24 protein-coding genes and 1 pseudogene are annotated in these 25,600 nt (G+C 69.9%); 11 read left to right on the top strand and 14 right to left on the bottom strand.

What is annotated here, in order from left to right:
- Window positions 1-24 precede the first annotated feature (24 nt).
- Entirely contained in the window at window positions 25-1,098 is a 1,074-nt protein-coding gene (locus tag Q664_RS36540; RefSeq protein WP_043406735.1) for a 3-deoxy-7-phosphoheptulonate synthase, read from the bottom strand.
- Window positions 1,099-1,293: 195 nt separating this feature from the next.
- Here Q664_RS36540 and Q664_RS36535 point away from each other — a divergent pair, with 195 nt between their 5' ends.
- Both Q664_RS36535 and Q664_RS36530 read left to right on the top strand, forming a co-directional pair.
- The gene (locus Q664_RS36535) at window positions 1,294-2,379 is read left to right on the top strand and encodes a ketopantoate reductase family protein (RefSeq protein ID WP_043406732.1); all 1,086 of its coding nucleotides are present in this window, start codon (window positions 1,294-1,296) and stop codon (window positions 2,377-2,379) included.
- Between the two features lie 136 nt (window positions 2,380-2,515).
- A complete protein-coding gene (locus Q664_RS36530; RefSeq protein ID WP_152622546.1) occupies window positions 2,516-2,968 on the top strand; it encodes a hypothetical protein in 453 nt (150 codons plus the stop codon).
- 102 nt (window positions 2,969-3,070) lie between these two features.
- Here the strand turns inward: Q664_RS36530 and Q664_RS36525 are convergent, their stop codons facing one another.
- Genes Q664_RS36525 through Q664_RS36510 form a run of 4 tightly spaced genes read right to left on the bottom strand, consistent with a single transcriptional unit; the run spans window position 3,071 to window position 7,513 of the window.
- Window positions 3,071-4,006, bottom strand: coding sequence for a hypothetical protein (locus Q664_RS36525; RefSeq protein ID WP_043406726.1), 936 nt, complete (start codon window positions 4,004-4,006; stop codon window positions 3,071-3,073).
- The gene (locus tag Q664_RS36520) at window positions 4,003-5,856 is read right to left on the bottom strand and encodes an ABC transporter (protein WP_043406723.1); all 1,854 of its coding nucleotides are present in this window, start codon (window positions 5,854-5,856) and stop codon (window positions 4,003-4,005) included. The genes Q664_RS36525 and Q664_RS36520 overlap by 4 nt, the downstream gene beginning before the upstream one ends.
- Complete coding sequence (locus Q664_RS36515; RefSeq protein ID WP_043406719.1) at window positions 5,853-6,575, bottom strand: ABC transporter permease; 723 nt, start codon at window positions 6,573-6,575, stop codon at window positions 5,853-5,855. Before Q664_RS36515 ends, Q664_RS36520 begins: the two co-directional genes overlap by 4 nt.
- Window positions 6,572-7,513: an ABC transporter ATP-binding protein gene (locus Q664_RS36510; protein ID WP_043406717.1), complete on the bottom strand. Its 942-nt coding sequence runs from the start codon at window positions 7,511-7,513 to the stop codon at window positions 6,572-6,574. Before Q664_RS36510 ends, Q664_RS36515 begins: the two co-directional genes overlap by 4 nt.
- A 144-nt stretch (window positions 7,514-7,657) precedes the next feature.
- On the opposite strand from Q664_RS36510, the gene Q664_RS36505 reads away from it, so the two are divergent.
- Together Q664_RS36505 and Q664_RS36500 are read left to right on the top strand one after the other, a co-directional pair.
- Window positions 7,658-8,161 (top strand): hypothetical protein, encoded by a 504-nt coding sequence (locus tag Q664_RS36505; protein WP_052519115.1) that lies wholly within the window; start codon window positions 7,658-7,660, stop codon window positions 8,159-8,161.
- 119 nt (window positions 8,162-8,280) lie between these two features.
- A complete protein-coding gene (locus Q664_RS36500) occupies window positions 8,281-8,931 on the top strand; it encodes a VOC family protein (RefSeq protein WP_235217016.1) in 651 nt (216 codons plus the stop codon).
- Window positions 8,932-8,985: 54 nt separating this feature from the next.
- Here the strand turns inward: Q664_RS36500 and Q664_RS36495 are convergent, their stop codons facing one another.
- On the bottom strand, window positions 8,986-9,483 hold the full coding sequence (locus tag Q664_RS36495) for a sterol desaturase family protein (RefSeq protein ID WP_043406714.1): 498 nt from the start codon (window positions 9,481-9,483) through the stop codon (window positions 8,986-8,988).
- A gap of 231 nt (window positions 9,484-9,714) precedes the next feature.
- On the opposite strand from Q664_RS36495, the gene Q664_RS36490 reads away from it, so the two are divergent.
- Complete coding sequence (locus Q664_RS36490; RefSeq protein WP_043406710.1) at window positions 9,715-10,362, top strand: lytic transglycosylase domain-containing protein; 648 nt, start codon at window positions 9,715-9,717, stop codon at window positions 10,360-10,362.
- Window positions 10,363-10,420: 58 nt separating this feature from the next.
- Window positions 10,421-12,088, top strand: coding sequence for a vWA domain-containing protein (locus Q664_RS36485; RefSeq protein ID WP_043406707.1), 1,668 nt, complete (start codon window positions 10,421-10,423; stop codon window positions 12,086-12,088).
- Here the strand turns inward: Q664_RS36485 and nagB are convergent.
- Complete coding sequence (nagB, locus tag Q664_RS36480) at window positions 12,085-12,825, bottom strand: glucosamine-6-phosphate deaminase (protein ID WP_043406749.1); 741 nt, start codon at window positions 12,823-12,825, stop codon at window positions 12,085-12,087. The genes Q664_RS36485 and nagB overlap by 4 nt on opposite strands.
- Before the next feature lie 237 nt (window positions 12,826-13,062).
- Here nagB and Q664_RS36475 point away from each other — a divergent pair, with 237 nt between their 5' ends.
- The 3 genes from Q664_RS36475 to Q664_RS36465 are packed head-to-tail and all read left to right on the top strand — an operon-like array spanning window position 13,063 to window position 15,705.
- The gene (locus tag Q664_RS36475) at window positions 13,063-14,100 is read left to right on the top strand and encodes a 6-phosphofructokinase (RefSeq protein ID WP_043406705.1); all 1,038 of its coding nucleotides are present in this window, start codon (window positions 13,063-13,065) and stop codon (window positions 14,098-14,100) included.
- Window positions 14,101-14,129: 29 nt separating this feature from the next.
- On the top strand, window positions 14,130-14,900 hold the full coding sequence (gene xdhC / locus Q664_RS36470; protein WP_043406702.1) for a xanthine dehydrogenase accessory protein XdhC: 771 nt from the start codon (window positions 14,130-14,132) through the stop codon (window positions 14,898-14,900).
- A gap of 10 nt (window positions 14,901-14,910) precedes the next feature.
- The gene (locus Q664_RS36465; protein WP_043406699.1) at window positions 14,911-15,705 is read left to right on the top strand and encodes an endonuclease/exonuclease/phosphatase family protein; all 795 of its coding nucleotides are present in this window, start codon (window positions 14,911-14,913) and stop codon (window positions 15,703-15,705) included.
- 32 nt (window positions 15,706-15,737) lie between these two features.
- On the opposite strand, the gene Q664_RS36460 is transcribed toward Q664_RS36465, so the two are convergent.
- Entirely contained in the window at window positions 15,738-16,475 is a 738-nt protein-coding gene (locus tag Q664_RS36460; RefSeq protein ID WP_043406696.1) for a hypothetical protein, read from the bottom strand.
- Between the two features lie 254 nt (window positions 16,476-16,729).
- Here Q664_RS36460 and Q664_RS36455 point away from each other — a divergent pair, with 254 nt between their 5' ends.
- A complete protein-coding gene (locus Q664_RS36455) occupies window positions 16,730-17,566 on the top strand; it encodes an aldose epimerase family protein (RefSeq protein WP_043406693.1) in 837 nt (278 codons plus the stop codon).
- 9 nt (window positions 17,567-17,575) lie between these two features.
- A complete protein-coding gene (locus Q664_RS36450) occupies window positions 17,576-18,781 on the top strand; it encodes a threonine synthase (RefSeq protein WP_043406691.1) in 1,206 nt (401 codons plus the stop codon).
- A 3-nt stretch (window positions 18,782-18,784) separates the two neighbouring features.
- Here the strand turns inward: Q664_RS36450 and Q664_RS36445 are convergent, their stop codons facing one another.
- From Q664_RS36445 to Q664_RS59530, 6 genes and pseudogenes are all read right to left on the bottom strand, one after another.
- The gene (locus Q664_RS36445; protein ID WP_043406688.1) at window positions 18,785-19,090 is read right to left on the bottom strand and encodes a hypothetical protein; all 306 of its coding nucleotides are present in this window, start codon (window positions 19,088-19,090) and stop codon (window positions 18,785-18,787) included.
- A 163-nt stretch (window positions 19,091-19,253) separates the two neighbouring features.
- Complete coding sequence (locus tag Q664_RS55510; RefSeq protein ID WP_235217015.1) at window positions 19,254-19,670, bottom strand: hypothetical protein; 417 nt, start codon at window positions 19,668-19,670, stop codon at window positions 19,254-19,256.
- 358 nt (window positions 19,671-20,028) lie between these two features.
- The gene (ddpX, locus tag Q664_RS36440; RefSeq protein WP_052519114.1) at window positions 20,029-20,670 is read right to left on the bottom strand and encodes a D-alanyl-D-alanine dipeptidase; all 642 of its coding nucleotides are present in this window, start codon (window positions 20,668-20,670) and stop codon (window positions 20,029-20,031) included.
- A 1-nt stretch (window position 20,671) separates the two neighbouring features.
- Window positions 20,672-21,376 carry a 7-cyano-7-deazaguanine synthase QueC gene (gene queC, locus Q664_RS36435; protein WP_043406685.1) on the bottom strand — a complete coding sequence of 235 codons (705 nt, stop codon included), beginning with the start codon at window positions 21,374-21,376 and terminating at the stop codon, window positions 20,672-20,674.
- Window positions 21,363-21,983 carry a hypothetical protein gene (locus Q664_RS36430; RefSeq protein WP_043406680.1) on the bottom strand — a complete coding sequence of 207 codons (621 nt, stop codon included), beginning with the start codon at window positions 21,981-21,983 and terminating at the stop codon, window positions 21,363-21,365. Before Q664_RS36430 ends, queC begins: the two co-directional genes overlap by 14 nt.
- A gap of 14 nt (window positions 21,984-21,997) precedes the next feature.
- Window positions 21,998-25,600 (bottom strand): annotated as a pseudogene (locus Q664_RS59530) (flagellar hook-length control protein FliK); the annotation flags it as partial.

Below are 25,600 nucleotides of genomic sequence, written 5' to 3'. Positions count from 1 at the left end.
CACCCCATCACGGGGAACATGGGCTCACGCCGCGCGGCGCTTCGGCAGTGAGCCTCGCAGCACATCGTGGGCGCCCAGCAGCATCTCCTCGGTGGTCTCCCAGCTCACGCACGCATCCGTCACCGAGCAGCCGTAGCGCAGCTGCGTCAGGTCCGCGGGGATGGGCTGGGTGCCGGCCTCGATGAAGCTCTCGATCATCACGCCCACCACCGAGCGGTTGCCCTCGCGAATCTGGTGCATCACGTCGCGCATCACCAGCGGCTGCAGCTCCGGCTTCTTCCACGAGTTGGAGTGCGAGCAGTCCACCACGATGTTGCCCGGCAGCTTCGCCTTGGCGAGCGCCTGCTCGGCGAGCGAGACGGACACCGTGTCGTAGTTGGGCCGCCCGCCTCCACCCCGGAGCACCAGGTGCCCGTAGCCGTTGCCCCGCGTCCGGATGATGGCCGACTCGCCCCGCTCGTTGAGTCCCAGGAAGCTGTGCGGCCGCGAGGCCGAGAGGACGCCGTTCACCCCCGCCTCCAGCGAGCCGTCGGTGCTGTTCTTGAACCCCACCGGCGTCGACAGCCCCGAGGCCATCTCGCGGTGCGTCTGCGACTCCGCGGTGCGCGCGCCAATCGCCGTCCAGGAGATCAGATCGCCGTAGTACTGCGGCGCGATCGGATCCAACGCCTCGGTGGCCGCCGGCAGGCCGAGCTCGGCCACGTCCAGCAGGAAGCGGCGGCCCCGCTCCATCCCCTCCTCGATGCGGAAGGAGTCATCCATCCGCGGATCGTTGATGAACCCCTTCCAGCCGGTGGAGGTACGCGGCTTCTCGAAGTACACGCGCATCACCACGTGGAACGTGTCCCGCACCCTGTCGGCGAGCTGGCGCAACCGCCGCGCGTAGTCGATACCGGCCGCCGGGTCATGGATGGAGCACGGGCCCACGATGACGAACAGGCGCGGGTCCTCGCGGTCCAGGATGTCCATCAGCGCGCGGCGCCCGGCGAGCACGGCCTCGGCCGCACGCCCGGTCAACGGCACGCGCGTCTTGATCTCGGCGGGAGAGGGCATCTGGTCGATGCCGACGACATTCAGGTTTTCGGTGCGAGCGGTCATGGGCGGGGGGCGTGAAGGGGGCCGGGGGGCCACGAAAGGCGGGAATATTAGCGCGGGGGGGTGTCGGATATCTCGTTCAATGGGGACCAGGCCCCGGCGGCTTCACGGGCCGGGAAACAACCGTCGATGCCGGCACGGACTTCCTGGCGAAGCGTCCACGTGTCCGGGCACGGCTCGTGGTAGGCAACGGCGGCCATGGACCCAGCACAGACAGCTTCCCGAGTCCTCGTCGTCGGTTGTGGCGGAATCGGCGGTGTCATTCTCTCCCGCTTGATGGAGGCCGGCGGGAATGTGACCGCGGTGGCACGCCGCGAGGAGATCGCCCGCGTGCTCCGGACGCGCGGCCCGGTGCTGCGCGACGAGAAGGGCGAGCGCACCGTCCGCGGACACCTGGAGGTCTTCGTCGAGCCTCCCCCCGAGGGGGCCTACGACTTCATCCTGCTCGCCACGCCGCCCAACGGCGTGGAGGCCGCCGCCCGGGACACCGCCCACCTGCTGGCGTCCGGGGGGGCCATGGTGGTGCTGCAGAACGGGCTGTGCGAGGAGTTGGTGGCCCGGGTGGTGGGCGAGGAACGGGTGCTCGGCGCCATCGTGGCCTGGGGCGCGTCGTCCCCGGGGACTGGAGTCTACGAGCGGACCTCCTCGGGAGGCTTCGCGGTGGGAGCCCTCTCCGGCGGGCAGGACCCGAGGCTGGCCCGGTTGGCGGAAGTGCTGCGCGCGGTGAGCGACGTGGCCTTCACGGACAACCTGCGCGGCGCGCGGTGGAGCAAGCTGGCGATCAACTGCGCCATCTCCACCCTGGGCACCGTGGGAGGGAGCAGGGTGGGGCCGCTCCTCCTGCACCGTTTCGTCCGGCGGCTCGCCATGGAGATCTTCACCGAGGTCTTCCAGGTGGCCCGCGCCGAGAACGTGAAGCTGGAGAAGGTGGCCTCCACGGTGGACCTCGAGTGGCTCACCTTGAAGGAGTCCGAGCAGCACGCGCGGGGCTCGCTCAGCCTCGTGGGCCGGCACGCGATGCTCCTGGCCATCGGCGCGCGGTACCGGCGGCTGCGCTCGTCCATGCTGGCGGCCATCGAGCGGGGCCGTGAGCCGCCCGTGGACTACCTCAACGGCGAGGTGGTCCAGCGAGGCAAGGCCCACGGCGTTGCCGTGCCGGTGAACGCGCACCTGCTCGAGGCCGTTCACGCCATGGCCCGGCGCGAGTTGACCCCCGGCGTGGAGACGCTCCGCCGCATCTACGAGCAGACGCGGCCCCGGGGCCAACTCCAGACAGGGGGATGAGCGATAGGGGCTCGAGACAGACAGCGCCGCGACAAATGTCGCTGTGACAAATGTCGCAGGGCTTTTGGGGCTTCATTGAATTCCTTGGAACTCAGGAATAACAATGCTCCATCTCGAATCCCCCGGAGATCCCCTCATGAAGCGTCTCATCGTCCTTGGCGTCTCGGCGTGTACGGCCCTCTCCCTCATCGGTTGTGGAGGCCCCCCTGAAGAGGAGCTCACGGCCGAGGAACTGGGCGTCGAGGAGCAGGAGGCCATCACCTGCACCGGTGCCCAGGGTGACGCGTACGGCAATGGCCCGGAGGGCGGTGGGGTGATCCGGGCGATCCGCAACTGGTTCGGCGATGGCGCGCGCGGCGACACCGCGATGCGGGTCGCCAAGTGCGAGAGCGGCTACTGGGCGAACTGCTGCGCCTACGGCGGTGGCACCAAGGCGCACTACAACTACGGCAGCCAGTACAAGGGCCTCTTCCAGATGGGCGAAGCCGAGCGGAATCAGTATGGCTTCAACTGGTGCGCCCCCGGCCAGGCCGAGTCGGCGCACAAGATGCAGCAGGCGCGGGGCTGGTCGCCCTGGTCCTGTTACTGAGTCCGCGGCACGAAGCCGAAGGGTCCGGCCGAGGGCGGTGGAGACGCCGCCCCGGGACCCCACGGCTCACCGCTCCAGCGTCTCCCGCTTCCGCTCCCCGCCTCAGCTCCCCGAAGCCACCGTGACGGCCATGGCCGCCAGCGCATCCACGCCGCTGAGCAGCCGGACCCAGCCCGCGGTGTGCTCGGTGCGAGCGAAGAAGTCCCCCTCCGCGCCACGCGCGACGGTGAGGTGACCCAGGCGCCTGCCGCCGCGCTTGAACTCCACGCGGAACACCTCCTCGGGCTCACCACCGGGAGGCTCCTCGCCCCGGCCGAGCATGTCCCGCGGCGGCAACCGCCACACGCGATCCAACCAGGCCCGGGCCAGCTCGTCCGGCGCCTCCGGCGTCCGCTGGGGCGCGACCGTCACCGGCTCCGGGGGCGCACCCCGCACGACGAAGGAGCGCGAGTGTGCCCCCTGGAAGACGGTGAAGGCGTCGAACTCGCCCAGCTCGAAGGTGTGCATCCGGCGATCCACGAGGATGGCCGCCGCGCTCTCCAACTGCGGCACGAGCGAGGGCCCCAGCAGGAAGACGGAGCCGTCCTCGCGGCGCGCGTAGGGATTGGGCACCTCCTCCCCCAGCCGCGCCCCGAGCGTGAAGACATGCTCCCGGCCCGCCGCCGTCAGCGTCAGCTTGCGCGGGCTGCCGGTGAGGCCCATCTCCTCGAGCTTCCTCGCGTCCTGCATGCCCAGGTCCCGGACGGCCTTGAGCGGCGCGACGCTGGCGAAGAGGCTCTTCGCCATCTCGTTCCCGCGCAGCTCACCCGACTGCTCGCCCAGGCGCACCCAGAGCGTCGCCGCGTCGCGCTCGTCCCGGAACAGCTCCACCACGCGGGCCTCGTCGTCGAAGCGCACCCGCTGGAGCGCACGGCTGGAGACCTCCAGCACGGTGACCTCGCCGGGCAGGCCCGCGGACCCGCGTTGCCAGACGAGCACGGCGGCCACCAGCGCCAGGACCGCGAGCACCACCTGCAGCAGCATCGCCCGCGCGTTCATCGCCCACCTCCTTCCGGCATGCGCGGCGCGCGTTGGCCCCGCCGCCGTGTCACGAAGAACCCCGTCCCCAGCACCATCGCCGGTGCCAGGAAGACCGTCGCGTAGAACCAGATGACGTCCTGCTCGCGCGTGTGCCGCAGGGCGACGTCTTCCTCGTTGGACACCGTGCCCGAGATGGACTCGTCCCCGGTGAGCCAGCGCAGCGCATCCAGCGCGAGGTAGGCGTTGCCCATGGTGGGCAGCACGCCATCCGCCAGGGCGTCCACGTCCGCCATCACCACCACCCGGGCGGGCTCCTGGCCGCGGCCCATCTTCTGGACCGCCACCATCAAGGGCCACCCGCGGCGCTCCTCGCCCGGGTCCTGGGTGAAGTCCCGGTCCATGTCCGGGAACGTCGCCTCGTGCGCCCACACCGTCACGTCATGGCTCACCCCAGCCGGTGGCGGCAGCTCGGGCTCGAGCAGGCCCGCGCCCGGGAAGGCCACGGGAGCCTGTGGCCCCAGCGAGGACAGGGTGGCCACGGACGGGTGCGCCGAGTAGAGGGCGGTGCCCAGATTGGCGCGATCGCTCAACTGGCGCGTGGAGCGGAAGAAGGCCTGATCATTGGCCAGCGGAGTGCCCACGAACTTCAACCCCAGCGGAGCCAGCAGCCCGGCGTGCGCAGGCCCATCCGGCTCCAGCGCGAGCCACAACCGCCCTCCCCTGTCCAGGTAGTCGCGCAGGGCGGTCACCTCTCCCGGCAGAAGCTCCTGCGTGGCACCGGGGATGACCACGGCGGCCGCGTCGGGCGGCACCTCGTTGCCCAATCCCTCGGCCACGCTCAGCGAGCGCACCACCACGTTGTGCGCGTGCAGGAAGTCCTTGAAGTCGCCGAGGCCCGGAGGCGCAGGCACGCCCGGCACCGGCCGCGCATCCCCCCGCTCGCCATGGCCGGTGGTGAGGTAGAGCACGTGCTTGGGCCGCGACACCAGCAGCAGCCGCCGGTGCACCGCCTGGTCCAGCCGCGCGAGCTGCGCGCGGGAGCGCTCGGGCTCCAGGCCCACCGTGTACATCTCGTGCTGCTCGCCGCGCGAGAGGACGAGGAAGCCGTTGGTCATCACCCCCATGGCGCGGGCGCGGGCCGGCTCCATCGCCTGGTCCAACCGCTCCACCTGGAGCAGCGGGGACGCCTGGGCCAGCTCGCGGAAGTACTGGGCCACCAGCTCCCCCTCCTCACTGGCAGGCGGGAAGAAGAGCGTGGCGCGGATGGGCTCGGTGAGCGCCTGGACCACCTTGCGCGTGGACTCGCCCGGCCGCGTGGTGCGGAAGTAGGACAGGTCCCACCCCGTGTCGAGCTGGGTGGCCACGTACAGGGTCGAGCAGGCGAAGACGAGCACGGAGGCCGTCCCCACCCCGGAGAAGAGCGCCCCGCGCGCCCTGTCCGTCTCCAGCACCGGAGCGCGGGCCATGGCCGCGAGGGAGGACTCCAGCAGCGCCAGCGGCACCAGTGACGAGACGAGCAGGGCCGGGAAGAGCGCCTGGAAGACCACCGCCAGCCCCGGCGAGGACTCCGCCAACGACACGCCGAGCAGCCGCGCCCCCAGCTCCGACTGCGCGGTGTAGAGCAGCAGTCCGGCGAGGCCCGCCGCGTAGCAGGCCAGCACCCAGCGCCACAGCACCTCGCGCTCGCCCTCCGCCCGGACCATCCACATGGCGCCCCGGGCGATGATTCCCAGCAACAGCGCGGTGCGCACCACCCCGACGGCGGTGAGCCCACTGCCCGCGCCGGCGATGCGCTCGGCGATGAGGCCGAGCAACAGCACCCCCGCGAAGGCGAGGCTCAGCGGACGGCTGCTTCCCCGGGGGCTCATCGCCACCTCCGCGCTTCGAGCACCCGGGTGGCCCCGAAGAGCGCCACGTAGGTGAGCAACAGGTAGTACGTCACGTCCCGGACGCGCACCTGGCCGCTCTGGAACGTGGGGAAGTGCTGGTTCCACAGCGACAGCGCGCTGAACACGTCCGCGAGCGGCTGCCCGGCGATGCGCGCCAGCAACCAGCACAGGATGAGCGCCACCAGCATCACCGCGGTGAGGAAGGCGGCCATCGTCTGGTTGCGCGCCAGGGACGAGCCGAACGTCCCCACCGCCAGCGACGCACTGCCCAGCAGCAGCAGCCCCAGGTAGCCCGCGAAGATGTGCCCGGCGGACACCTTCCCGTGCACCATGATGAGCAGCGGCATGTAGAGCGTGCACACCAGGTACAGCGCCAGGAAGGCCAGCCCCGCCAGGTACTTGCCCAGGACGATGTCCCAATCCTTCACGGGCGAGGAGTACAACAGCGACAAGGTGCCCGCCTGCCGCTCCTCGGCCAGCAGCCGCATGGAGATGAACACCGAGGCGACGATGGTGAAGCCGCTCGAGTAGTAGAAGAAGTGGGAGAGCACCGTCGAGGAGCGCTCCATCGCCTTGCCGAGCGCGAACGCGTTGAAGAACAGCCCGTTCAACGCGAGGATCGACGCGAGGATGATGTAGCCGCTGAGCGTGTGCAGGTAGCCCGCGAGCTCGCGGCGGGCGATCAGAAGGGCCTTCACGATGCCACCGCCTTGGGAACCACCCCGCCGCTCCGGGTGAGATTCAGGAAGATGGACTCCAGCCGCTGGCTGCCACGCTCCAGGCGGAGCAGCTCCAGCCCCGCGACCATCAGCGCCCGCGCCACACGGGGCCGCAGGTCCGGCGAGGCCTCCACGCGCAGGGCGAGCACTCCACCCTCCTCCTGCACCACGCTCGCCGGCCCGAACTCCGCCAGCACCTCCAGGGCCCTGGCCCGGTCCCCACGCACCTCCACCTCGATGGTGCCACCGCCCAGCTCGCGCGCCAGCGCCTCCTCCGTTCCCTGCGCCACCAGCTGGCCTCCACTGATGACGAGCAGCCGGTCACACGTCTCGCTGATCTCCGGGAGGATGTGGCTGGAGACGAGCACCGTGTGAGAGCCCTTCAGCGTGCGGATGAGCTCACGCATGCCGCGGATCTGCGCGGGATCCAGACCGCTGGTGGGCTCGTCCAGGATGAGGAAGGCCGGCTTGTGCACCAGCGCCTGAGCCACGCCCACGCGCTGCCGGTAGCCGTGGCTGAGCATGGAGATGAGCGTCCCGTCCATCTCGCGCAGCGCCGTCTGCTCCTCCGCCTCGGCGACACGGGCGCGCACGTCCCTGGCCGACACCCCGCGCAACTGCGCCACGTAGGCGAGGTACGCGCCCACCGTCATCTCGTCATAGAGCGGCGGCGTATCCGGCAGGAACCCGATGCGCTTGCGCACCTCGTGCGGCGCTCGCACCGCGTCATGGCCGTCGATCACCACGCGCCCCGAGGTGGGCAACAGCACGCACCCGAGGATCTTCAACGTCGTCGTCTTCCCCGCCCCGTTGAGCCCCAGGAAACCGATGACCTCGCCCTTGCCGATGGTGAAGGAGACATCCCGGATCGCCGCATGCTCTCCGTAGTACTTCGTGAGCCCCTCGACCTGGATCATCCCGGTGCCTCTCCACCCTGCGAAATACTGGATTCCTTGATTATCGGATTACGCTAATTTGTCAATCCTGGCCCCTGGGCCTGGCCAGGCGGGGGCCAGACCAGGAGTGAGGCAGCCCGGCAACACGAGGATGAGGGTCCAGGCATGGGAAAAGAGCGGCCGACCACGAAGCAGATCGCCAAAGCCGTCGCGCGGCGCGCTGGCAGCGCGGAGCTCACGCGGATTCTCGTGGACGAGCTGCCCGGCTCGGAGCTGGCCTCCCTGCTGCTGCACGTGATGCGTGAGCGCAGCCGCTCGGTGACGTGGGCGGACGCACTGCGCCTCGTCGAACGCAACGGCCTGGTGCGGGCCGACACCGCGGACGCCCGCGTCCTGACGGAGCTGGACGCACGGGCCTTCGCGGCGGCGGAGGGCTTCGACGCCGTGGAACTCTCTCCAGTGGCGCCCTTTGGCGTGAACGCGTTGACGGGCATCGACCAGAACAACGTGCTGACGGCCACGCGCGGCACCGAGGTCCTGGCGGATCCCACCATCGCCATGGCGCTGGAGTGCGCGAGCCGGCGCAAGCGGGAGGGCCGAGCCGGATTGTTAACTGGCGCCCCGGGCACCGAGTTCCTCTACCGCGTGTTCCGTCCGGGCCCCCTATGAACCAGTGGCCACTCCAGGGCCGGCCCATGGCTCCCGTGAGGATCTCCGTTGAAGGCGGCGCGGTTTCGTTTCATGGTTTCCGTCCGCAACCGCGATGTGAAGTCCCCAAGGGGTGAACCATGGCGATGAAGAAGGCCACGAAGAAGGCAGCGGAGAAGATTCGGACGGCGGCCAAGAAGATGGCCGGCAAGGTGACGAGCAAGGTGGCGGCGGCCAAGAAGGCCGCGGCCAAGAAGGTGCCCGCGAAGAAGGCCAAGGCCCAGCCGATTCCGAAGGGCTACCACATCATCACGCCGAGCCTCGTGGTGAAGGGCGCGCAGGAGGCCCTCGAGTTCTACAAGAAGGCCTTCGGCGCCAAGGAAGTGGGCAAGGCGATGACGACGCCGGACGGGAAGATCCTCCACGGCGAGTTCCGCATCGGCGACTCCATCGTGATGTACTCGGACGAGTTCCCCGGCATGGGCTCCCGCTCGCCCCTGAGCGTCGGCGGCATCTCGTCGAGCCTGCTCATCTACACGCGTGACGCGGACGCGCTGTACAACCAGGCGCTGGCCACGGGCGCCAAGGTCGCGATGCCCATCGGCGACGCGTTCTGGGGCGATCGCTACGGCATCGTCATCGATCCCTTCGGCCACCAGTGGCAGATCGCCACCCACAAGGAGGACCTCACCCCGAAGGAGATGGCCCGCCGCGCCCAGGCCGCCATGAGCGCCCCGCCTCCGACGGACTCGGCTCCGGCGGCGGAGACGTCTTCGACGCCGTCCACCTGAAACAGCCCCCGGAGTCCACGAGGCCCTCTCCCCTTCCCTCGGGAGAGGGTTCTCTCACGCAGCGGGGACCCGGGCCTCGGCCAGGGCGGGCGTCCCCAGGTACTTGCGGCGCGTTCCCATCACGTAGTCGAAGAGCGGGTACGTCACGCACCAGTTGGCGTTCTGGTCCTTCCCCATGTGGTGATCGTAGTGCCACGGCAGGTGCTCGCGCGCCCAGTTCTCGTCCAGGTGCGCCCGCCGATGCACCACGTAGTACAGCACCGTCGAGGCCCATACCGTGGCCACGAACCACGGCGCCCATTTGAGCAGGGGAAGGTGGCCCACCACGATGGCCGCCAGCCCCAGCACCTCCTTGCTCTGCGGCGTCCAGCTCCACAAGGGTCCCCGGTACTGCGCGTCCACCATCTCGTGACGCCGTGAGCGCTGGTGGTGCTCGTGCCAGTGGAAGCTCCAGAAGCTCTTGTGTCTCTTGCCCAGCCCGTGCAGCACGTACCGGTGCAGCAGCCACTCCCCGAAGTTGGAGTACACCAGGCCCAGTGGAATGCCGATCATCTCGTCCGCTCCTCGCGAGACGCCCCGGGCCCCCGCGGCGTCCCGCCTGAAATGCTGCTCATCCGTTCGTCAAAATAATGACCATCCCGTCCCGTTGCGTGGGGCGGGCACGAGGACCAGGACGCTGGCTCGCCCAGGGCCCCGGCCCGCCCGCCGGAAGTTGGACGGGAGGCCCGGCCGCCCGTATGGAAGGAAGCTGTGCGGCGGAGACGGGACAGCGGGTTTCCTTGGGTGAAGGTGGCGCTGTGCGCCCTGCTGCCGCTCGTGCTGCTCAACCTCGCGGTGGCCTTCTTCGGCGACACCTCCGTGTCCCCCTTCTCCCTGTCCTTCCTGGAGCAGAAGGCCCACGCCCTCGCCGCCTACGCGCGCCACCGGCCCTCGTGCCTGCTCGAGGGGCACCCGGAGCTCACGCCCCTCATCCGCGACACCGAGCGCCGCCACCGCATCCCCTCCGGCCTGCTGGAGGCGCTCGTCGAGGTGGAGTCCAACACCCGGCCGCACCGCATCTCCCCCGCGGGCGCCATGGGCCCCGGCCAGCTCATGCCCTCCACCGCGAGCCTGCTGCGCGTGGAGGACCCCTTCGAGCCGGCACCCGCCCTCGATGGCAGCGCGCGCTACCTCGCCGAGCAACTGGAGCGCTACCGGGGCAACGTGCGGCTCGCCGTGGCCGCCTACAACGCCGGGCCCGGCAACGTGAATGGCCGTGTTCCCCGTAACGGGGAGACGGAGTTCTACGTGGACCGGGTGCTCACCCACTACGAGCGCCTGCGGCCCCGTCCTCCTCCCCGGCCCGCGAAGCCCGCGCCCGCCGCGAAGAGGCAGGCCCGGCCGGTGAGCACCCCTCGCCATCCGCCCGTTGACCGACCCTCCGCCGGATGACCGACCTCCGCCGGATGACGGACGCGCGAGCCCCGGAGGACATGCGATTCCCCTTGGCATGAAACGAATCGCCGGCCTCTCGAAGCTCGCCGTCGTCACCCTGGGCGTCCTCGCTCTCGCGGTGGCCACCCTCTCCTTGTTCGGCAACAACATCCGCAAGCTCTTCGGTGCGAGCGCGGCATCGCTCTCCAGCACGGAATACACCGCGAACGGCGGCGCCACGGCGAACCGGCAGCTCCAGCGCAAGTCGCTGAGGACCTTCGGGGCGAACGACGAAGGGGGCTCGTCCGCGGCCCCGGCCCCCGAGATGGTGATGGCGCCGGCACCGCCCCGGCCTCCCGCCGAGCCCATCTCCACCGGCAACACCCACGCCGCGCAGCGCCCCAACCCCTTCACCCTCACGAGCGAGGACCGCTTCTCCACCTTCGCCGTGGACGTGGACACGGCCTCGTACACCCTCTTCCGCCGCCAGGTGGCCGAGGGCGGCCTGCCCGCGCGTGACTCCATCCGCGTGGAGGAGTGGATGAACTACTTCCGCTACCGCTACCCCGCCCCCGAGGAGGGGGACTTCCGGGTGGACCTCGAGGGCGCGCCCTCGCCCTTCACTCCCGGCCGCCACCTCGTCAAGGTGGGCCTGCAGGGCCGCAACCTCGCCAAGAGCCAGCGCAAGCCCACCCACCTCGTGTTCCTCGTGGACACCAGTGGCTCCATGGGCCAGCCGGACAAGCTGCCGCTCGCGCAGACCGCCATGAAGCTGATGGTGGACGGGCTCAACGAGGCGGACACCGTGGCGCTCGTCACCTACGCCGGCGGCGTGCGCGACGTGCTGCCCCCCACCTCCGCTTCCGAGCGCGACACGCTCTTCGCCGCCATCGACGCGCTCACCAGCGGCGGCGGCACCGCCATGGGCGACGGCCTGGAGATCGCCTACCGCCACGCCGCGAAGAAGGCCGGTCCCCAGCGCGTCTCGCGCGTCGTCGTCCTCACCGACGGCGACACCAACCTCGGCCGCAACCTCACCGCCGACGCCATGCTCGCCAGCGTCCAGGGCTACGTGCAGGAGGGTGTCACCCTGTCCACCATCGGCCTGGGCATGGGCAACTACCGCGATGACCTGATGGAGCGGCTGGCCAACAAGGGCAACGGCAACTGCTTCTACATCGACAGCGAGCGCGAGGCCCGCCGCGTCTTCCAGGAGCGGCTCGCCGGCACGCTGGAGGTCATCGCACAGGACGTGAAGATCCAGGTGGAGTTCGACCCCGCCACCGTGCGCGGCTACCGGCTGCTGGGCTACGAGAACCGCGCCATCGCCGACCGGGACTTCCGCAACGACAAGGTGGACGCGGGCGAGATTGGCGCCGGCCACACCGTCACCGCCCTCTACGAGGTGGAGCTCGCCGGCGAGGGCGCGAACGTGGCCACCGTGCGCGTGCGCGCCAGGCGTCCCGGTGGCGTGGAGGCCGCCGAGCAGCGCTTCTCCCTGGAGCGCTCGGGGCTGCACGGCTCGCTGCGCGACGCCTCCGCCAACCTGCGCTTCGCCGCCGCCGTGGCCGGTACCGCGGACATCCTCCGGGGCGCGCCCCAGGCCGGGGACTGGAGCCTGGCCACCGCCGAGTCGCTCGCCGAGGGCGCCGTGGACGGCATGAGCGACCGCGCCGAGTTCCTCGGGCTGCTGCGCCTGGTGCGCGAGCGCACCTCCCAGTCCGTGGCCAACGGCCGCTACTAGCGCGAGCCGTCCACGCCCCGTCCGGCCTCGGCGTCCAGCCAGACCTCCACGTTGCCGTGGAGTTGGAGGAACGAGGCCGGGCACATGGGGGTGATGGGGCCACGCAGCATGGCCGTCACCGCCGCCGCCTTGTTCACCCCGAAGGCCAGGAGGATGACGCGGCGCGCCTGAAGCAATCCCGCCATGCCCAGCGTGAGCGCCGCCAGGGGCACCTTCCAGACGTCGTCCCCGAAGAGCGAAGCCACCGCCAGGCGGGACTCCCGCGACAGGCGCGCCCGGTGGCTCCCCGCCTGGAGGCTGTCCCCCGGCTCGACGAAGGCCACGTGCCCGTTGGGCCCGATGCCCAGCAGCAACAGGTCCAGCCCTCCCGCCTCCGACAGCTTGAGGTCATAGCGGACGCATTCCCGCTCGGCCCGCTCCGCGCTCCCGTCGAAGAAGTGGATGCGCTCGGACGCCAGGTTGACGTGCTGGAAGAAGTGCCGCTCCATGTACGCCCGGTAGCTGCTGGGGTCGTCCGGCGCCAGCCCGAGGAACTCGTCCAGGTTGAAGGTGGTCACCCTCGAGAAGTCCACCTGCCCGCGCTGGTGCAGCGCCACCAGCTCCCGGTAGACGTTGAGCGGGGTACGGCCCGTGGGCAGCCCCAGCACCAGGGAAGGCTTCTCCCTGATCGCGGCGGCGACGAGGGCCGCGCAGGCGGCGGCGGCTTCAAGCTCGGAGGCGAAGACGCGGACGTTCAAGGCACCCGTCAGCATAGGCCAGGCCCTGGCGCCCGACCAAGCAAGACGTCACCCGTTGCATCGGCTTCTGTCCTGGAGGCGGCGCGGGTAGACCCCTCGGCCCGGGGGGGCCCTGTCCGCCCGCCTCCGTTCCAACCTGGCCATGCGCTACTGGCTGGATGCCGCCGTGGCTGGCGGGCGGTTTCCCCTCAACTTCGCGGATGATTCGGCTTCGAGGTGGGTTAGAAGGACTACCTCATGAAAGTCGCCGTCCTTACAGGCGGGGGTGATTGCCCCGGCCTCAACGCGGTCATCCGCGCCGTTGTCCGCCGGGCCAGCGCCCATGGCTTCGAGATGATGGGTCTGCGTGACGGGTGGAAGGGTCTCCTCGAGGACAACCACTTCCGCCTCACGCGCGAGACCACCTCCGGCATCCTCCACCGCGGTGGCACCATCCTGGGCACCTCCCGCGTCAACCCCTTCAAGGTCGAGAACGGCCTGGAGAAGGTCAAGCGCGCCATCGAGCGCCATGACATCCACGCCGTCATCGCCATCGGCGGTGAGGGCACGCTCTCGGCCGCCACGCGCATGGCCAGGGAGGGCCTGAAAATCGTGGGCGTGCCGAAGACGATCGACAACGATCTCAACGGCACGGACTTCACCTTCGGCTTCGACACCGCCGTGACCATCGCCACCGAGGCCATTGACCGGCTGCACTCCACCGCCGAGTCGCACAAGCGCGTCATCGTGTGCGAGGTGATGGGACGGCACGTGGGGTGGATCGCCACCTACGCGGGCATGGCCGGCGGCGCGGACGTGATTCTCGTCCCCGAGGTCCCCGCGGACCTGGTGCGGGTGGCCGAGCACATCAAGCACCGGCACGCCACCGGGCGCTCCTTCTCCATCGTGGTGGTGGCCGAGGGCACGCGCATCAAGACGGGTGAGGACACCCAGGAGCACCTGGTCACCTCGGGCGCGCTGGACGAGGCGGGCCGGCCCCGGCTCGGTGGCGTGGGTGCCATCGTGGCCAATGAAATCGAACGGCGCACGGGCTACGAGACGCGCGTGTCGGTGCTGGGCCACATCCAGCGCGGCGGCGCCCCCACGGCCCATGACCGTGTGCTGGCCACACGCTTCGGCGTGCACGCGTGCGACATGGTGGCCCGGGGTGAGTTCGGCAAGATGGCCGCGCTCCGGGGCAATGAGATCCTCAGCGTGGACCTGGCGGAGGCCACCCGGGAGCTCAAGAAGGTGCCCCAGGAGTTCTTCGAGGTCGCCCAGGTCTTCTTCGGTTAGCCCGGGGCGGGGGTAGAGTGTCCCCTGCCATGGACCTTTACGCGCAGATGGCGGCCCTGGTGGCCGAGGGCCGCCCGTTCGTACTGGCCACCGTCATCGAGAGCGCCGGCAGCACGCCGCAGAAGCCGGGCTCGAAGATGGTGGTGCTCGAGGACGGAAGCCTGCGGGGCACCGTGGGCGGTGGTGCCATCGAGCATCAGATCGTCCAGGCCGCGCGGGCCCTGCTGGAGTCCCCGGAGAGCACGCGCGTCATCGAGACGCACCTCACGCACGAGCTGGGCATGTGCTGTGGGGGCCGGATGAAGGTGTTCCTGGAGAAGCACGGGGCGCCGCCGAGGCTCACGGTGTTCGGCGCGGGGCACGTGGCGCGCGAGCTGGCCCTGCTGGCGCACCGGGTGGGCTTCCGGGTGACGGTGGTGGACGCCCGGCCCGAGTGGGCCACCGCCGAGCGCTTCCCCGGCATCGAGCGGGTGCTGAAGGACCCGGCGGATTACGCGCGGACGCTGAGCGGGGGCACCGGACACTGCTTCTGCATCACCACGCATGACCATCCGCTGGACCAGGCGGTGGTGGAGGCGCTGCTGGACAAGCCCTCGGACTACCTGGGGGTGATTGGGAGCCGGCGCAAGGCCGAGCGCTTCCGGATGCGGCTGAAGGCCGCGGGCTTCTCCGACGAGGCCGTGGCCCGGCTGCGCTCCCCCATGGGCGTGGAGATTGGCGCGCTGACCCCGGAGGAGATCGCCGTGTCCATCGTGGGGGAGCTCATCCGGGTGCGGCGCCTGGGTGCCTCGCCGAAGTAAAGGAGGACCCATGACGCTGAAGGTGATGACGCTCAACGTCCTCTTCGGAGGACAGGACCGCTTCGAGTCCCTCCTCGCCCTGGTGGCGCGGGAGAGCCCGGACCTGCTGGTGCTGCAGGAGTGCCTGGGTTGGGACGATGGCGAGCGCCTGCGCCAGGTGGCCGCCACACTGGGTCCCGAGGGCGCCGTCCACGCCCACCTGGGCGCCGCCCGCCCGCGAGGCAGCGGCAACTGCTACCACGTGTCCGTCCTCAGCCGAATGGCCCCGCGCTCCATCCAGGTGCACAACAACCCGCACTTCATCGGCCACGCGCTGGTGCAGTGCGAGTTCGACACCGGCGAGGGCCCGCTGACGTTCTTCGGGACACACTACGACGCGCACTACGAGACGCTCCGCTTCGTCGAGGCGCGTTACCTGCGCTCGCTGCTGGACCCCACCGCCTTCCGCGAGGGCCTCTACCTGCTGGCGGGGGACCTCAACTCCCTGTCACGCAAGGACCCCTACCCCGTGGACCTCGCCGACCAGCTGCGTCTGGCGGGCGTGGACAAGTACGGCCACCCGCCGCGCTTCGACGTCATCGACGACGTGGAGTCCTTCGGCTGGGTGGATGCCCTGCGCCACCGGCCCGCCTCGCCCGCGTGGGTGACCGCGCGCCGCGTCCGCAACGGCGTGACCATCGATTACCGCACGGACTACATCTTCGCCTCACCCCGGATGGCCGAGCGGCTCGTCAGCGCCGAGGTCATCGACGTGGGCGAGGCCACCGACCACAACGCGGTGGTGGCCACCTTCCGCACCCGTTGAGCTCAGGCGGGCCCCGGCGGGCCCTCCGTTCCTCACGGGGCGGCGAACACCACGGGCACCCGGGACGACTTGCGCCGCGAGAAGCTGCACCGGGTGAAGTCGCAGCGCGTGACCCCCGAGTTGTAATCCCCCTCGAGCGCGATGAAGCCCTCACCCGCGGGGACCTCGGTGGGGACCGTGAACGAGAGGCGATTCCCGTCCTGGACGAAGCCGTGGTTGAAGTGGAACTGCTGCTCGCCGCTGAAGAACGACAGCTGCTCGAAGGTCGCGGGGCCACCGGAGAACGCGGTAGCCGTATCGGTGGCCGGCGAGCGCTCCACCACCAGCGTCTGCCCGGGGTGCAGGACGCCATCCTCGGGAGAGACGATGCGCATGGACATCGGCTCGAACACGTTCTGGAACTCCACGACACGCTCGAGACCCAGGTCGAAGAGGCGGAAGGAGATCTTCTCGCTGTCGGCCGGGGCCACCCCCGTGAACCGGATGGGTTCACAGCCCTGCTTGAACTTCTGGAACTTGCTCCCCCGGCTCCGGATGTCCGCCGACTTCCCGTTCACGGTGGCCTGCGCCGTCATGGACAGTACCGCGCAGTCACCGGAAGGGTTGGTCTCGTAGCTGGTCGCGTAGAGGCTCACGTCGAAGAGCACGAGGCCGTCACCGGCGCTCTCCGCGGAGTTCACCACGAACCAGCTGTCCCTGCTCTCGTCCTCCAGGCCCCCACACCCCACCGCCATCGCGAGCACACCACCGAGCATCAGCTGTCGAATCATTCCGTTCACCATGACCGAGGTGCGTAGCATCGGACATGCCAGAGGCCCGTCGCGAGGGCGGAACGGCCCCTCGCCGCCTCCCTGTAGCGGGATGTGCATGAGATCATGCAGCGAGCTGCACACCCTGCGAATCCCCGGCCAGGCCTGCTTGGAAGATGACACGGTGCGTCTCTTCCCGAGGTGAAGGCGGGCATTCTCCTGGTACAAGCCCGGCATCCGCGCCACGTCCGGCGCGGCGCGCCTGGAGGAGACACATGGTGGTGCTCACGGATGAGGGCTCTCGCGCGGAGGTCGTCCCCGAGCGCGGGGCGCTCGTCAGCCGCTTCATCGTCGAGGGCGAGCCCATCCTCTTCCTCGACGAGAGCACCCTGGCGGACCCCACGAAGAACGTGCGCGGCGGCATCCCCGTGCTCTTCCCCGCCCCCGGCGTCCTCCCCGGCAATCAGTACACGGCGGACGGCCGCGAGTACCCCATGCGCCGCCATGGCTTCGCCCGCGACCTGCCCTGGGAGGTGCGTAGCCAGGAGACTTCACGCGTGGTGCTCGCACTCGGGCACTCGGAGCAGACCCTGCGCGAGTTCCCCTGGCGCTTCGAGGCCCGCCTCACCGTGACGCTCCTCGGCTCCGCCCTCCACCTGTCCTTCAGCGCCGAGAACCGCGACTCGCGGCCCATGCCCCTGCACCTCGGCTACCACCCGTACTTCCACGTCCCCCAGGCCCACAAGGCCTCCGCCAGCGTCGAGACCGATGCCTCGCGCGCCTGGGACAACCGCAAGGGCGCCCATGTGACCCTCACCGGGTTGGACCTCACCGGGCCCGAGGTGGACATGCACCTGCTCGACCACTCGCTGCACGGGACCACGTTGGAGCGCGGGCCTGGATTGCGGCCGGTGGAGCTCGCCTGGAGCCCCTCCTTCACCACGCTCGTGGTGTGGACGCTCGAGGGCCGTGACTTCGTCTGCGTGGAGCCCTGGACCGCCCCCGGTGGCGCCCTCCAGACCCACCAGGGGCTGCTCACCGTGGCTCCTGGAGAGACCTTCTCCTCCGAGTTCGAGATCAGCGTTGAGCCCATTGCCCGTTTCGTCCGCTAAAAGGCGGCCATGTCCTTCCTCTCCCATCTCGAGTGCTCGCGCTGCCGCAAGACGCATGACGCGGACCGGGTCCAGAACCTGTGTGACTGCGGCGGCCCGCTGCTCGTGCGCTACGACCTGAAGGCCGTTGCCCGCGCCGTGCGCCCCTCCGACCTCGCCGGCCGTGTGTCCTCGCTCTGGCGCTACCGCGAGGTGCTCCCCGTCCGTGAGGACAAGAACATCATCACGCTCGGCGAGGGCATGACGCCGTTGTTTCCGCTCCCGCGGCTGGGTGCGGAGATGGGCCTGCCCGACCTGTGGTTGAAGGACGAGGGGTTGAATCCCACCGCCTCGTTCAAGGCCCGCGGTGCCGCGACCGGTGTCAGCCGCGCTCGGGAGTTGGGTATCAAGGCACTTGCCATGCCCACCAATGGCAATGCTGGCGGTGCGTGGGCCAGCTACGGCGCTCGCGCTGGCATGTCCGTCACGCTCGTCATGCCCACCGATGCCCCCGCCATGAGTGTGTTGGAGGCCTCCGCCGTTGGCGCCAATGCGTACATGGTGCGGGGGCAGATCACGGATGCCGGTGCCATCGTCGGCCGCTCGGCCAAGGCCCATGGCTGGTTCGAGGCCGCCACGCTCAAGGAGCCGTACCGCATCGAGGGCAAGAAGACGATGGGGTATGAGATCGCCGAGCAGCTCGGCTGGACCCTGCCCGACGTCATCCTGTACCCCACCGGCGGCGGCGTGGGCATCATCGGCATCTACAAGGCCCTGTTGGAGATGCGAGAGATGGGCTGGCTCCCCGAGAACGTCCGCTTCCCCAAGCTCGTCGCCGTCCAGGCCGAGGGCTGCCAACCCATCGTGAAGGCCTTCCGTGAGGGCAAGGACGTCTCCGAGAAGTGGGAGAACGCGTCCACCGTGGCTCAGGGGATTCGTGTTCCCAAGGCCCTCGGTGATTTTCTCGTGCTTCAGGCCGTTCGCGAGACCGGTGGGACGTGTGTCGCTGTGCCGGATGCGGACACGATGTGGGGGCTTGAGCGCATCAGCCGCATGGAGGGCGCATTCATCTGCCCCGAGGGCGCGTCGCTCGTGGGGGCCACGCGGATGTTGCTTCGCGATGGGTGGCTCGAGGCCGGTCAGCGCGTGCTGCTGCTCAATACCGGGGCGGGTATCAAGTACCCGGATGTCATGAATCCCAAGCTGCCCGTGCTCGAACTCAACGCGATCCTGTGAGCCTCAGCCACCATCCAGGTCTCGTCTCAGGATTCGTCCATCCACCCCGATGGCATAGGTTGCTCCATCATCGAGCATGCCGACGGTCCTTCCGCAATTCTCCGGCTTGAACTCAATCCGGACGAAGATGATGTCGCCCCTCCGCAGTGCCCGGTACCTGTAGGAGACCTGCTTCTCACCACATGGGAGGTCCGCCGGTCCTGACTTCAGGAGATCATCCGCCGCGATGCGAATGGCCTGGAGCGTGTAGCCATCGACGTCCACCTCCGGCTTCAAGGTGTGATCGAAGACGGGAAGTTGGACACTCATGTCCTGGAATTCCGGCTGCGGCCTCTTGGGGACGCAGCCACACCCGAACAAGTCGCCCAGAACCTGACATGGACGATGAGCACAGCCAACGAAGGCCACGCTGCAGAGCAGGAGGAGCAACCTTGAATTCATACTCACCTCTCCAGAAGCAGCGCGCCAAGCGTTACCGATACTCGATTTCAAAATTCTCAGAATCCAACCACCTGACCACACCATATTGCTCGCGTTTCAGCCCAGACCGCGCATCCACAGTCCACCTCAACAGGTCGCCAGTGAGAGGAGTGTATTGAAAAAAGCCGTCGCAAGATGGACTTCCAGGTCCACCTTTCGAGAAGAACGCGATGATGCCAATAGGGATTTCGCGCTCCCCGGTCTTGAAGGAGAAGCCGTGCATCACTCCCTGATTGAAGATGTATCGAATGTCTCTACGAGACAACACATCTCCCACGGGATGATTGTGTACGACGAAAACATATCCAAGACTGTCCTCCGAATAGCGGAAGTCGCGGACATACGGAGGAAGGTCGCACGTCCGCATCTTGGAGTCGCCCTGAGTCATATTGGTGGCGACCATGCTCATTTCGTACTGGCTATCTGGAGTAGAGTAGATCCAAGCACAGTACTCCGTGGACAACTCCCAATATAATGAGAAGTTCGGATTGCTGGGAGGGGGCGTCACCGCACCAGGTAGGGACAGGATAAGCGGGCACGCAGCAAGTAGTGCGTCCGAATATGTCGGAAATGGCCCGAAGTCAGGCATCGGGCCATCAATATGGGTTGGGGCTTCACCGGCCCGGAATCGGACGACCCCTTTGGGTGGAGAAGAACTGCACCCCAGCGCCAGCAGCATCAATACAGTGAGGCAGAGACGCATCCACACCTCGACACGGCATGAGCGACCTTGCAGTCGGCGCTCAACTTCTTGCTTAGCGCTTCCGTTATTTGGGCTCGTTAGAGGGACTGGACTTGGGAGCCAAGCTCTCCTCCGGCTTCGTGAACGGCACGTCCAACACCGGCAGCTTCGTCGCTCCCGGCAGATCGTAGTGCCACCACTCCATCGCGTTCCTCTTGAAGCCCGCTCCCTCCATCGCCTTCCGGAGGATCTCCCGGTGCTTCCTCGACGCCTCTGTCCCTCCCTGGTAGCTGTGGTGCGCCTTCGGCTCGAATGAGTCGAACTCCGTCGGCATCTCCACTTCCTGACCGTCCATCGTCGTCAGCGTCAGGTCCACCGCCGCCCCCCGGTTGTGGTTGCCTCCCTTCTTCGGGTTCGCCACGTAGCCGGGCTTCGGGAGGATCTTCCACATCTGCCACTGCACCGCGATCGGCCGGTAGCAGTCGTACACCTTCAGCCGGTACCCCTGCGCACGCAGTGTCTCCGCCGCCTTCGCCAGCCGCTCGGCCGCCTCGTGCCGCAACATGCAGCGCGCCCCGTCCGGGTACACCTTCTGCTTCAGGAAGTTGTCCGGCGTGGCGTACTTCATGTCCACCACCAGGTCCTTCACCACCTCCGTGGCGTCCACCACCGGCGTGCTCCCCGCCGCCAGCCACAGCCCCATCGCCACGCTTGCCACTCCCGTCATCTCAGGCTCCCTTCACGTAGAGCGTCGGGTCCACGACCCCCGCCTGCTCGAATCCCCGGCGCCTCAGCACGCAGCTGTCACACCGCCCACACGCCCTCCCCTCCTCGTCCGGGTCGTAGCACGAGTGCGTCATCGAATAGTCCACCCCCAGCTCCACCCCCGCCCGGATGATGTCCGCCTTCGTCATCCCCGACAGCGGCGCCCTCACCTCGAAGCGCGTCCCCTCCACCCCCGCCTTCGTCGCCAGCGTCGCCATCTGCTCGAACGCCCGGATGAACTCGGGCCGGCAGTCCGGATAGCCGCTGTAGTCCACCGCGTTCACGCCAATGTAGATGACGCTCGCCTCCACCACCTCCGCCAGCCCCAGCGCCAACGACAGGAACAGCGCGTTGCGCGCCGGCACGTAGGTGATGGGAATCCCGTGCGACAGCTCGCTCTCGGGCCGGTCCTTCGGCACGTCGATGTCCGCCGTCAGCGCCGAGCCGCCCACCTGCCGCAGGTCCACCGTCACCACCCGGAAGTCCTTCACCCCCATCGCCTGCGTCACCCGGCGCGCCCGCTCCAGCTCCACCGCGTGCCGCTGCCCGTAGGACACCGCCAGGCACACCGGCTCGAAGCCGTCCGCCTTCGCCATCGCCAACACCGTCGTCGAGTCCAGCCCGCCCGACAGCAGCACCACTGCCTTCTTCTTGCTATTGCCCGCCATTGAAGCGCCGCTTCCCTTCCAGGCCATACACCGCCGTGCACGACACCGTGCACTTGCACTGCGCGCTCTTCCCCGGGAGGAAGGTCACCCGCAGCTCACCACAGGCCCTCTCCGCGTCGTAACCATTCGCCGTGGGGCCCGGCACCGAGCCATCCGGCATGCCCCCATCCGGCATGTTGCCGCACCGGCTCGCGATCGCCCGATCCTGGCTGTCGCTCAGCACCACCACCGACATCGTCTCGTCCAGCTGAGCGCCCTCACAGCCCTCGCCACAGCTCACGAGCTGGGCCGCCGCCCGGTGGACCGTCGTGTAGCGCTGCGCCGGCGCATCGAACGTGGCCTTGCGCGAGAAGCCCTCGATGGTGAACCACACCCCGGCATCCGTGCTGTCCCGCGAGAACGTGCCCGAGAAGTCGAAGCCACCGTCCACCAGGCGGTTGAAGTCGCCTCCGTCCGCCTTGCAGTCCGTCCGCGCCCAGTTGGCCTGGGCATGGAAGTCGAACGTGCCGATCGTCATGTCTCCCGGGAACACCGTCTCGGACACGCACGCGGCAACCAGGGCGGCAACGGGGAGCGACACCAGCAGCAGTCGTCTTGTGGCGAGCATAGGGTCTCGGAAGGTTACACGGTCTCCAGGGCCGCGAGGGCCACCGCGCGGAACGCCGTACTGGTCCGCAGCACCGTGCCCACGTCCACCTTGGACGGGTCGGAGCCACGCACCTCCGGCGACAGGTGCGCCAACACCCGTGACGCCGCGAGCGACGTGGGCACCGCGCGGAACGCCGCCACCGCCGCCTCGTCGAAGCCCTCCACCGCTCCGGGCCGGCTCAGCGCCTCGCCCTTCTCACCCAGGCACAGCGCCAACGCGCACAGGTAGCCCAGCTCCACCGGGCCGAAGCACGCCAGCGCCCCCGCTCCCAACACCAGCTCGTCCGGCGAGCAGAGGTACGCCTCCACGCCACCCGCCGGGTTCAGGAAGACACGCACCTCCTCCGCTCCCAGCTCCTTCAGCGTGGGCTTCAGGGCCGCGTGCAGGCGGGGCATGCTCTCGCTCGTCACCGGCACCGCGTCCGGCGGCGGCATGTGGCGGAAGTCCTCGGGCGAGGTCACCGGAGAAATCGTCGCGGCCGAGGCACTCGCCGTGCTGGAGACGAGCGCCGCGCCAAAGCCATCCACGCGCGCCACCTCCATGGGCACGTCGTCGCAGGCCTCCAGCGCCTCGGCGTACAGCGTCCACCCGTCCGCGTCCACCGGCTGCTGCCGCAGCAGCTCGGGCCAGAGGTGCATGGCCAGCGCCGAGCCCTCGTACGTGGGCGACAGCCGCTCCGCCACCAGGCGCTTCGCCGGCATCGACAACTGCCCGGCCTGGAAGAGCCGCTCGGCCAGGCGCACCGCGAACACCACCAGCTGCCCGTCCAGGTACTTGCGGAGGATGTCCTCCAGCTGCGCCGGATCCTCCGTGAGGCGCTCGCGCAACTGCAACGCCTCACCCGTGAAGCCCTGCGCCTCGGCGATCCGCGCGCGCCGCTCCAGCCGCTCCGGCGTCTCCGGCAACAGCTTGAGCTGCTCGGCCGCCTCGGGCAGCCGGCCCAGCGCCTCGTACGCCTCCGCGAGCCGCTCGCGCCACAGGCCCATCGCCGCCGGGCCCGCGAGAATCGCCGCCAGCTGCTCCGCCACCACCACGAAGCGCGCGTGGTTCTTCGTCTCGTCGTAGATGGGGAGCAGGAACTCCAGCGCGCGGATGGTGCCCGGCGCGTCCTCGAGCGCCTTCTCGAAGGCCTCCAGCGCCCGCGGCTTGTCGCCCGCCCACATCAGCATGTCGCCATGCTCCACGTGGAGGCTGGCGCGCAACTTGGGGTCCGTCTCCAGCAGGATGAGCAGGCCCAGCGTGTCCGCCGCGTCCGCCATGAGTCCCGCGTCCCGCTGCAACCGGAAGCGCTCGCGCAGCAGCTTGCCCCGCCGCTCCGCCCAGTTGTCCGCCGCCTCCTCCAGCGCCGCGATGCGCTCCTCCAGCGGCAGCGCCCGGATGTGCGTGAGCACCGCCTCGGACAACGCCTCGGGGTAGCCCCCCAGGCCCGAGAGCAGGCCCTTCAGCCGCTCGGTGAAGCCCGGCACCGCCGCGAGCCACTCCATCGCACGCAGCCGCGACCCGGCCGAGGCTCCGTCCGCGCGCAACACCTCTCCGCGCAGCTCCGTGGCCAGCGCCACGTCCCACTGCGTGAGCAGCTCCGCCAGCCGCAGCAGCCCGTCCCAGTCCCCGTCGGCGCGCAGGCCGGTGGCCAGGTCCGTGACGTGCGAGGCATCCGCGTCCGGCTTCGACACCAGCGCCCAGAGCGCCTCGCGGATGCGGGCCGCGTCTCCAGCGCCCTCGGCCAGCGCCAGGGCCCCCGTGAGGTCCCCCGACTCGAGCGCGGGAGCGAAGCCCACCTCGGCGGCGCGCGCGGGCGCTCCCAGCCGCTGGAAGCGCGCGGCCAGCTCCACCGGGCCCAGCGTGTCCGGGGCCTCCGAGGCCACCCGCTCGATGACCTCGAGGGCCTCGGCCTTCTCGTCCGCGGCCTCCCACAGGTCCGCCGCCTCCAGCAGCAACGCCGGACGCTGCGCCGAGTACGCCAGACGGGCCGCCTGCAACAGCGCCTGCGCCGCGCGTCCGGGCTCCTCCGCCGCCCGGTGCAGGGCCGCCACCCACTTCAGCGACTCCACGTCGGGCTCGATCGAGACGGCTTCCCGGGCCGCGCGCAGTGCATCCGTGACGCGGCTCGCGGCCTCGAACTCGCGCGACGCGGCCAGCAGCATCTCCCGGCGCTCCACGTTGGAGAGCAGCTGCGCCCGGGCCAGACGCACCTCGGCCAGCCGGCCCGGATCCGTGGTGAGCAGCGGCTCCAATGCCTCCAGCGCCTCGGCATAGCCCGCGCCGGACGTGCCCCGGACCACCACCGCCTCCAGCATCTCGCGGGCGAGCGGCTCGCGGCCGGCGGCACTCGCCAGGGACGCCAGCTCCAGTCTCAGCAGGGCGGCCTCGTCCTCGTCCTCCGTGACGGGCAACAGCCGCTCCAGCGACTCCAACAGCCGGGCCTGGTCTCCCCGCTTGCGCAGGTCCACCACGCGGGCCTTGAGCGCGGCCACGTTGGCCGGGTCGGCTTCGGCGGCGCGCTCCCGGAGGGCCTCGGCGCGCTGCGGATCATCGAGCTGGCTCGCGGCGACGTCGGCGGCGGCCAGCAGCAGCTCCGCGGCGCGCGAGCCACCGGCGGCATGGGCACCCGCCTCGTAGACGGCGAGCAGATCCGCGGGACGGCGCAGGGCACGCAGGCCCACCACCGCCCGGTCGATGATGCTCGCATCCGCGGGACGCAGGCGCGCCAGGTGCAGCAGCGCGTCGATGGAGTCCTTCGGGTCCTCGAAGAGGTCCGCCGCGCGGCGGTACAGCACCTCGGCCGTGGCTGCGTCCGCCTTGCGCGCGAGCTTCAGGGAGGCGCGGTACAGGCCCTTGGAGTCCCCCGTCTTGCCGTACACCTCGGCGAGGAGCGACAGGGCCTCCTGGCCCCGGTCCCCCTCGGGCTCGAGCGCCACCACGGCCTCGAAGGACTCGGCGGCATCCCGGTACGCGCCGGAGGCCAGCGAGGCATGGCCGAGCCGCAGGTGCGTGCGCACGCGCACCGGCACGGGCAGCGAGTCGCCTCCCGCGGCGAGCAGGCGCCGGTCATAGGGCTGGGCCGCGCCGGGACCACCGCCCTCGGCGGCCAGCTCCGCGCGCGTGGCGAGCGCGTCCACGTCATCGCCCGCCTTGGACAGGTAGTCGTCGAAGGCCTGGGCGGCGAGCAGCACCTCCCCCGCCTTCAGCAGGTTGTCCGCGCGCTCGCGCAACAGCGGCAGGGCCTGCTCGGGCGGCACGGCGGCGGCACGCAGGGAGAGCAGCTCCGCCAGCCGGCGCACGTCCCCGGCGGCACGGGCGCGCAGCACGTGGAAGGCCTCGGCGCTGGAGGGAGCCAGCTCGAAGGCCTGGTCCTCGCACAGCAGCGCGCGCTCCAGTGCACCGGCCTCGCGGAAGGCCTTCGCGGCGGCGAGGTAGCTCTCCGCGGCCTGCGCGGGCGGCTGCTTCTGGGCCCGGCGCAACAGCAGCGCCGCGAGCGCCTGCGTGTCGCCCGTCTCCGTCAGCCACGCCCGGTGGCGCGAGTACAGCGGCTCCTGGAAGGGGTCCGACTCCAGCAGCAGGGCGTCGAACTCGGC

Origin of the sequence: Archangium violaceum Cb vi76 (genome assembly GCF_000733295.1) — a bacterium.
Lineage (GTDB): Bacteria > Myxococcota > Myxococcia > Myxococcales > Myxococcaceae > Archangium > Archangium violaceum.
This window is presented reverse-complemented; position numbering and strand designations above follow the sequence as displayed.